Origin of the sequence: Limnothrix sp. FACHB-406, assembly GCF_014698235.1 — a bacterium.
Classification (GTDB): Bacteria; Cyanobacteriota; Cyanobacteriia; order CACIAM-69d; family CACIAM-69d; genus CACIAM-69d.
This window is the reverse complement of sequence record NZ_JACJSP010000014.1, coordinates 98,104-106,229: the sequence shown is the minus strand read 5'-3', so window position 1 is coordinate 106,229 and position 8,126 is coordinate 98,104. Positions and strand designations below refer to the sequence as shown.

Sequence of the window (8,126 nt, the reverse complement as noted above, 5' to 3'; positions counted from 1 at the left end):
TGATAGGGGACTGGCTTGGCCCATTCAGGAAGCGCACCCAGGATGATGGGCGCAACTGCCATCCAATTGGCTTTGGTTCCCGGCTCCTGAAGATGTTTGATCGTGGTGTTGTAGACGTACCTAGAAACACCAAACCATTGCTTCAGGAGCGCTTTTTGATCAGGGTTTAGGAAGATTCGGATCTTCCTGGATCGCCTTCCGGTAGCTTCTGAGTCCGGGCATTCGACGAGAGAAGAGGTGAAGGATGTCGAGCAGATCCGCTGTGAGTTCGGATTCTGGGCAGTGAACAGATTGGTCGAGAACCATGAGTTCGCCACCGTTTTGTTGAACCATAAACTCGAACAGCTCGAATCCGAATCGGCAGAGTCGATCGCGGCAGGCAACCACAATTTGGAGCTGATCGCCACGCATGAGTCTGACCAGTAGGGATTGCAATCCTTTCCGCTTGAAATTGAGTCCCGACCCGATGTCTTGGATGATTTCGGCTTCGGGGTAGCGATCTCGCATGAACTGGACTTGTCTTGCGAGATCATCTCGTTGCTTGGCTGAACTGACGCGGCAGTAGCAAACAACGATAGATCGAGTTGCGTTGCGTCCATATGACTCGACGTTATAAAGCCGTTGTCCCGCCTCGTTTCGGATGGTCTCGATTTTCCCTTCATCTGCGTACTTCCTTAGCGTATTTGGATGCAATCCCAGAAATTCGACCGCTTTTCTGAGAGGGATGTATGCCATATCTAAATATTGGCATATATTAGCGAATGTTAGTAAATTAATTACTGTTGATCAACCCCAAACTCTAAACGTCCCAGAACCCTTGAATCGGGCCTATGGGCATGATGCCACGGGAATTTTGGGGATGGGGCGATCACGTCAATGGCCTGCGATCGGCCCTGGTCAACTCCAGCCCCAGCCAGCCACCGAGATCGATCGCCTAGGACTGCTTGAGGGCGGTCACTTGAATTTCAATCTTCATGGCCGGGTCAGCCAACCCAGCGGTGATCATCGTGCAAGCGGGGCGCACTTCGCCGAAATATTGCTGCAACACCGGCCAACATTGGGGAAAATCCGCCGCATCCGGCAGGATATAGGTGACGCGCACCACATCTTTCAACGAGGATTCCGCTTGCTGGAGCGCCGCTTCGATGTTTTTGAGGCACTGCTCGGTTTGCTCGGCCACACTGTCGGAAATCGTCATGGTGTCGTAGTTGAAGCCCGTCGTGCCTGACACAAAGACCCAGGGATCCTGGCGCACGGCGCGGCTGTAGCCGATTTCTGCTTCAAACGGCGAGCCGGAGCTAATCAGTTGTCGAGCCATCTGGAAACATCCCTAGGAAATGATTTTTGAACCATGGGATAGGATAACCGACGCTAGCGGGGCCGACTGTTGACATGATCCCTTAATTTCTGGGCATCAGCAGAGTTGGGCCAACGCTGAAGAACGCTGTCTAGCTGGGCCCTGGCCTCGGCCCAACGATCCGACCAAACCAGGGCTTCGGCAATGCCCACTTCAGCCAGTTCCCGATCGGGATGGTCGGGCGGCAGTTGGGCCAGGGCAGCGCGAAAGGAGTCGATCGCCCGTTGATGTTGGCCCCAAATCAGGCAGTTTTTCCCCAGCTTTAGGTAAAAACCCGGCCCCTGGGGAGCGAGGGCCAGGGCCCGTTGATAGGCGCGATCGGCCTCGGCCGAGTCTCCTCGGGATTGGTAGAAATCCCCCATTAGGTCTTCGATGATTGCCGCTTTAACCGCTTCTCCCAAGGAATCGAGACCCGTGTGGGCATCCACCACCCGCCGCAGGGCGGCCCGGGCCGCCGTTGGTTGATAGCGAATGGTGAGCAACGCGCCTAGGCGGTAATGCCCCCAAACCAAGTCTGGCTCCAGTTTGAGGGCAGTTTGATAGGCTCGGATTGCGCCTTCGTAGTCCATTTGCCGCTCCAGAACCATGCCTAGCCCTAAGTGGGCCTGGGCAAAGTTGGGCCGCAGTTGCAAGGCGGTGCGATAGGCCTGAAGGGCGGCGGTGATTTGCCCAAGGCGATAGGAGTCGTAGGCCAGCTCAAACTGGGCGCTGGCGGCGATCGAGGGTTCCGCTCGGGTGGGGCCACTGTAGCCATTGCCCCGCAATCCAGAGTCCGTGACCGGTTCTCCTAGGGGCGAAACCTGCCGTTCCAGGAATAAATCCAAGAAGCCATAGATCGGATCTCGCTCGATCGCTTGGTGGTAGTAATCCAGAGCAGCGGTGGGCTGTTCAGCCATCAGGTGGGCCCGAGCCAGCTTGAACAGGGCGATCGTTACGGATGCCTCGGCACTTTCTCCCAAGGCACGGTAACCGGCCAGGGCTGTTTGATACCACTCGATCGCGGTTTCAGGATGCTGGGTGCAAAGCTGCCAATCACCCAGGTTTTCCGCTGCGTCCGGGGGAAGGGTTTTGCTGCGATCGGGAGCCGGTTGCAAGTTTTGGCAATCAATCAAAACCGGCAAAACCGGTGGTTCGGACGTTGGTGAAGGCATGGCCCGGGCGATCGACTGGCCAGGAGCGATCGTCCCTAGCCAAAGTCCCCATCCCACCAAGCCGATTTTGACCCGGCCAATTTTGATCGATCGCAACATTGATGCTTACTCCCTTTCCTGTGCTTTAGGGGTCGATCGTTTCGGGATCCAGCCCCAATTCTCGTAGTCGAGCCGCGAGGCGATCGGCACGCTGCTGGGCCTGTTCAGCCCGTTGGCGCTCTTCTGCCGCCTGTTGTTGGGCCTGCTCAGCTTGCTCCCGTGCTTGTGCGGCTTGCTGCTCCGCTTGTTCAGCCCGTTGGCGCTCCTCAATCAGGGTGGAAAAAGGCTGGCCGTCTGGCCGCAGGAGCGTGAGGGTTTCTTCGCCCAGTTGGAACCGAATGCCCAACCGAGGACTGACCCAACTATCCGGTTCATCCACCGGTTCCAGCGCCTCGCCTGCCCCCCGAATCAAGATGCTCAAGTCGTTGCGATCGGGGTCATAGATGTAATATTCCTCCACGCCATGGCGGTGATAGAACATCTGCTTTTTCATCATTTCGGTTAGGCGATTCCCCGGCGACAAAATTTCAAACACCACCTGCGGGGCGATGTTGTTTTCGCGCCATTGCATATAGGAACCCCGATCGCCCTTGGGTGCGCCAAACACCACCATCACATCGGGCGCTTGGCGGGTTTTGTTGTCGCCTTCAACGGGATACCAAAGCAAGTCGCCCGCTACGAAGACTTGGGGATCATCGGCGAAAAGGGCAGCGAGGTTGCTATGGATGGTTTGAATCCATTGGAATTGTTTGGTGTTGTCTGCCATCGGCTGGCCGTCGCTGTCGGGATACTCGATCGGTTTCGGTTGGATTATTCCCGGTGCGCTGGGGGTTTGGGCAATCATTGGCGGATCCTCACGATCGCAATTGGTCTCATTATGACAAGGGGCGATCGGCCAGGTTGGATTGGGCGATCGCCCCTTAAATAGTGCTAGATGGTTCCGAAGTCTGCCGGGTCAAACACCGCCGGACTCACCCCCTGCACAAAGGCCAACACCTCACTGCCAAAGCGAATTTCCGCCCCACCGCTGACCGTGGCAAAACTGAGACCACCAAAGGCCAACGGAGCCGCCAGCAAAATCCTGTCCGTGCCGTCTTGGTAATCAGTAATCGTTTCCGTGCCCTTGCCGGAACCGATGATGAACCGATCGGCCCCCGCGCCCCCCGTGAGGAGATCGTTGCCCAAATCGCCCGAGAGCAAATCGGCTCCGTCACCGCCCAACAGGGTGTCATTGTCTTGCCCCCCAAAGAGGGAATCATCACCCAAATCGCCCGAGAGCAAGTCTGCACCGATGTTGCCAAACAGGCTGTCGTTGTTTTGGCCGCCAAACAGGCTATCCGCATCACGACCGCCATAAAGCTCATCGTCACCGATGTTGCCGAAGATCTGGTCATTGCCTAGGTTGCCGAAGAGTCGATCGCGATCGCGCCCGCCAAACAGGAAATCCGCACCATCGCCACCCAACAGCGTGTCATCACCCGCATTCCCAAAGAGGCTGTCATCGCCCGCATTCCCAAAAACATTGTCACTCCCGCTGAGGGCCACCACCCGATCGTTCCCGGCCAGGGCATCGGCCGAATCAGCGTTATCGGTCAAGTTCAGGTCATCATTACCGGAAGTGAACTGACCCGCTGGGGGCGGAGTTGTACCACCGCCACCCACACCAAATTCCGTGGAGCCAATGTCGATCGCCCCATCACGCGGCAAACTGCGCTGATCCGTCGTCACACCGGCCACGGCTTTTCCGGCGTTAATGGCCGGGCTGCCCGCTTGCAACAAATAGCCCAATTGGCCGCCGCCAATGTCTTGCAGGGGCCCCAGCTTTGGATCGGCTACGATCGCGCTGCCGGTAATTTGCGGATCTTTGCCCCCGGGCAACGAGGCGGGAAATTGCAGGTTATTACCCCCATCGGTCAGGGTGCGGTTGGTTTGGAACGATTCGCTAAAGCTGTTGCCGGCCCGATTGTTTACGAACAAACTGTTCGTGACTTCCACCGAGGACGCATCATTTTTGAAAATGCCGCCGCCAAAGCCACTCGCGGTGTTGTTAGCCAAGGTGACATTAATGAGCTTGTTCGCCTGATTATTGGCAAAGAAAATGCCGCCGCCAATTCCCCGCAGCGGATCGGGATTCACTGCTTTGTTATTCCCGATCGTGGTGTTGATGATTTGCACTGAAGCATCTTCCGCAATCCAAACCCCGCCGCCTTGAGTTTCAGCATTGTTATTGGCGATCGTGCTGTTGCGAATGATCGCATCACCCACGGCCAAGCGCACACCGCCCCCCAAGCCATTCCCGCCCGGATCGGCCACCACGGTGTTGTCAACAATGATTGAATTCTCAATCAACGCCTTGTCCGGTCGGTAGGGATAGAGCGAAAGCGCCCCCCCTTGAGCAGCGGCTCGGTTGGCCGAAAAGTAGCTGCTCCGAATGATCATTTGACCACCCACCCCATCGCCAAATTTGCTGGCAGCGTCAGCGTAGATGGCCCCACCTTGGCCCCAAAAGGCCGCGCCGCCTTTGCTGGAATCGTTGCCCACAAAACGGCTGTTTTCCACTAGCAACTCGGTTTGGATCGTGCCGATCGCCCCGCCGTTGGTTCCTTTGTTGTTGGTGAATTCGCTGTTGCGCACCACCAGCGTCGTTTCGGCCCAACTTTGCACCGCGCCGGCCCCAAACTCCACGATCGAGCCGCTATTTTTTTGGCTGGCTCGGTTGTTGTCAAAGCGGCTGTTGGTGATCGTGCCCTTCCCCTGAAACTCCAGGGACACCGCACCGCCGGAGAAGTTTTCCGCCTCGTTGTTGCGGAAGGTGACGTTATCGATCGTCAGGTTGACGCGAATGTCAGTGCCAATCCCCGCGCCGGAAGTGCTGACGTTGGTGGCTCCTCGGGTGCGCCCATCGGCCACGGTCAGGTTGCGAAACGTGGCGGAACCGCCCTGCTTGCTGACATAAAACACCCGGCTGCTTTCGTTGCCGCTAATTACCAACCCTGGCGCATTGGCTCCATCGATGATGATGTCCCGATCGACCAACAGTTGGCCACTGGTGAGGCGAATGGTTTGGTTGGCCAAGTTGGGGGCAAAGGTGATGGTGTCGCCATTGGGGGCCGCCGCCAAGGCCGCACGCAGGGAACCGGGGCCGTTATCGGCCAGGGAGGTAACGAGTGTCATAGATTTCCAGGAGAGACTTGTTGAGGCCTGTTTTAGCAGACGCAGCTTCCTCAATTCGAGTGCCGCCGCCTGTGCCACTTACCTCAGGAGCACCCTGGATCTAAAAAACCAAATCCAAAAAGCTTTATCAAAGACAAGGGGCTTAAGCCCCTTGTCCCCCACGATCTGCCAACGGCGGAATCAAGGTTTCAGGCGATTTGACGACAGGCCCTAAGCCCCTTGCCCCATAGCAGCCGATGCTTCGTGAGTGCCTGAAAATACGTCTCAGGAATCCGCTTAGCCCTTCAGCCAGCGAGCCACATCCTTGGCGTGGTAAGTCAGAATCAAATCTGCGCCCGATCGCTTAAAGCTAGTCATGGTTTCCATCACCACGCGTTGCTCATCAATCCAACCGTTGAGGGCCGCCGCCTTCACCATCGAATATTCACCGGAAACGTTATAGGCCGCCACAGGCAAATTGCTAGCTTCCTTCACGCGCCAAATGATGTCCATGTAGGCCAGGGCCGGCTTCACCATCAACATATCTGCCCCTTCAGCAATGTCCAGGACAATTTCCTTGATGGCTTCCCGTCCATTGGCCGGATCCATTTGATAGGTGCGTCGATCGCCAAATTGCGGGGTTGATTCAGCCGCATCCCGGAACGGCCCATAGTAAGCCGAGGCATATTTGGCGGCGTAGGAGAGGATTGGAATGTCTTGGAATTTAGCCGCATCCAAGGCTTCCCGAATGGATTTCACAAACCCATCCATCATCCCCGAAGGTGCAATGATGTCGGCTCCGGCATTGGCTTGGGCAATGGCGGTTTTTTTCAGCAATTCCAAGGTGGGATCATTCAGAACTCGTCCGCTGAGATCGCCCGTTTCCAAATAGCCACAGTGCCCGTGGCTGGTGTATTCGCACAGGCAAGTATCCACCGCCACCACCAAATCGGGCACGGCTTTTTTCACGGCTTCGGTTGCCTTTTGGACAATGCCGCAATCATGCCAAGCACCGGTTGCGTCGGTGTCTTTTTCAGCGGGAATTCCAAACAAAATGATGGCAGGAATTCCTAGGTCATAAACCTGTTTGGCTTCTTCAACGATTTTGTCGATCGAGAGTTGATAAACACCCGGCATCGACTTCACTTCGTTCGCCACCCCTTCACCCGGCACTGCAAACAACGGGTAGATCAAATCGTTGGTGGTGACGACGGTTTCCGCAACCATGCGGCGCAGGGTTTCGCTAGTCCGCAAACGACGAGGGCGATGGGTGGGGAACATAGGGTGTTAAAGGATTGAGTCTCAAAAACAGGGAGGCCGATCGGCGTTTTTAGCGTAAAGCCTGAGGGGCCAGCGGAGATAAGAGCGTAAAGATACGTAAAGTTTGATCAGGAAAAATGTGCTCAGGCTTCACTGATTTGCTCGGAATTTGCTCGGAATTCGCCTGGAATTGGTTCGGGATTTGCTCAGGATTTACGCAGGATCTACGCAGGATTATTGGTTCAGGAATAGGTTTGGGTGACTTGCGCCCTGCGATCGCCCCCTGGAGCAGCGGGGAAGCAAAGCGGCGCGATCAGCACAAATGAGTGCAAATAAACATTACAAGCCGCCAAGTCCTCAGGATGCTGTCCCCAAAAGTCGATAGAACTAAGGTATCGATGTTTTGGTTGCCCGATCGTGTTGTTGTGGTGTGGTGGTTGCTAACACAAGTCGGTTGACCTTGGGTTGAAACGTTGAAACTCGGTTGAGACGGCCGCCGAACATCGTCGCCCGCATTGACCGGTCAGGAGGTGTTTATGGGATGGCAACTTGGGCAATGGCAGTTCGAGCCTTGGCGCACCAATCCGCCCCAACCGGATCAGTCGGATTGGCTGGCAACGTTGGCCCACTGGTCAGTGTTCCTGGGCTGCGGTTTGGGAATGGTGACCCTGGCCCCGATCGGGGTCGATCGCGCAGTGTTATTGGAATTGGTCTGCTGCGGTTTGGCGATCGCAATTATGGTGGCGGCTCCTGACCCCCGGGCCCAGGCCAACGCCCGATCGGCCGTGAATTTTCATCTCAACGTTTTGGTAGCGGCCGCCCTTTGCAGCGCCCTGGTCGGAATTCCGTTTCTGATTGCCCTGACGATTAAGGCGCTGGTGTCGCCCCTGTTGGCGGCCGCCCGCGTGGCTGAGGAACCAGGCTATATCCATCACTACGATTTCCTGTGGCAATGGCTAAACCCCGATCGCGATCGGGTGGGGATTTAACCAAACGGGACTCTAGCCACGCAACAGCCACACAGCAGTGCAGAATTGCAGCAATCCAACCAGGCCACCGGGCGGCCATCGAGCCGTCATGATCGCTCAGCGGCTGGCCATGGACGACAGGCCCTAAGCTGGATGGGTCGAAATTTATTGCGCTTCAGGAATTATTGCGCTTCAGGA

At 56.4% G+C, this 8,126-nt stretch carries 7 protein-coding genes and 1 pseudogene; 1 reads left to right on the top strand and 7 read right to left on the bottom strand.

The window, feature by feature from the left end; genetic code table 11:
• From H6G53_RS19315 to hemB, 7 genes and pseudogenes are all read right to left on the bottom strand, one after another.
• Positions 1-146, bottom strand: a pseudogene (locus tag H6G53_RS19315) (RNA-guided endonuclease TnpB family protein); the annotation flags it as partial.
• 13 nt (positions 147-159) lie between these two features.
• A complete protein-coding gene (locus H6G53_RS19310; RefSeq protein WP_190533874.1) occupies positions 160-735 on the bottom strand; it encodes an IS607 family transposase in 576 nt (191 codons plus the stop codon).
• Between the two features lie 199 nt (positions 736-934).
• Complete coding sequence (locus H6G53_RS13945) at positions 935-1,318, bottom strand: RidA family protein (protein ID WP_190354515.1); 384 nt, start codon at positions 1,316-1,318, stop codon at positions 935-937.
• Between the two features lie 53 nt (positions 1,319-1,371).
• A complete protein-coding gene (locus H6G53_RS13940) occupies positions 1,372-2,607 on the bottom strand; it encodes a lipopolysaccharide assembly protein LapB (RefSeq protein ID WP_190533871.1) in 1,236 nt (411 codons plus the stop codon).
• Between the two features lie 25 nt (positions 2,608-2,632).
• Positions 2,633-3,391, bottom strand: a complete 759-nt coding sequence (locus H6G53_RS13935; protein WP_190533868.1) for a Uma2 family endonuclease — start codon at positions 3,389-3,391, stop codon at positions 2,633-2,635.
• An 86-nt stretch (positions 3,392-3,477) separates the two neighbouring features.
• Complete coding sequence (locus tag H6G53_RS13930; protein ID WP_190533865.1) at positions 3,478-5,721, bottom strand: choice-of-anchor Q domain-containing protein; 2,244 nt, start codon at positions 5,719-5,721, stop codon at positions 3,478-3,480.
• A gap of 276 nt (positions 5,722-5,997) precedes the next feature.
• Positions 5,998-6,981 (bottom strand): porphobilinogen synthase, encoded by a 984-nt coding sequence (gene hemB / locus H6G53_RS13925; protein ID WP_190354512.1) that lies wholly within the window; start codon positions 6,979-6,981, stop codon positions 5,998-6,000.
• A gap of 515 nt (positions 6,982-7,496) precedes the next feature.
• On the opposite strand from hemB, the gene H6G53_RS13920 reads away from it, so the two are divergent.
• The gene (locus H6G53_RS13920; protein ID WP_099533516.1) at positions 7,497-7,949 is read left to right on the top strand and encodes a DUF4870 domain-containing protein; all 453 of its coding nucleotides are present in this window, start codon (positions 7,497-7,499) and stop codon (positions 7,947-7,949) included.
• Positions 7,950-8,126 lie beyond the last annotated feature (177 nt).

What these genes read in the sequence shown, in the direction of transcription:
- H6G53_RS19310 (WP_190533874.1), bottom strand. Translation starts at nt 735, where the DNA reads ATGGCATACATCCCTCTCAGAAAAGCGGTCGAATTTCTGGGATTGCAT.
- H6G53_RS13945 (WP_190354515.1), bottom strand. Translation starts at nt 1,318, where the DNA reads ATGGCTCGACAACTGATTAGCTCCGGCTCGCCGTTTGAAGCAGAAATC.
- H6G53_RS13940 (WP_190533871.1), bottom strand. Translation starts at nt 2,607, where the DNA reads ATGTTGCGATCGATCAAAATTGGCCGGGTCAAAATCGGCTTGGTGGGA.
- H6G53_RS13935 (WP_190533868.1), bottom strand. Translation starts at nt 3,391, where the DNA reads ATGATTGCCCAAACCCCCAGCGCACCGGGAATAATCCAACCGAAACCG.
- H6G53_RS13930 (WP_190533865.1), bottom strand. Translation starts at nt 5,721, where the DNA reads ATGACACTCGTTACCTCCCTGGCCGATAACGGCCCCGGTTCCCTGCGT.
- hemB (WP_190354512.1), bottom strand. Translation starts at nt 6,981, where the DNA reads ATGTTCCCCACCCATCGCCCTCGTCGTTTGCGGACTAGCGAAACCCTG.
- H6G53_RS13920 (WP_099533516.1), top strand. Translation starts at nt 7,497, where the DNA reads ATGGGATGGCAACTTGGGCAATGGCAGTTCGAGCCTTGGCGCACCAAT.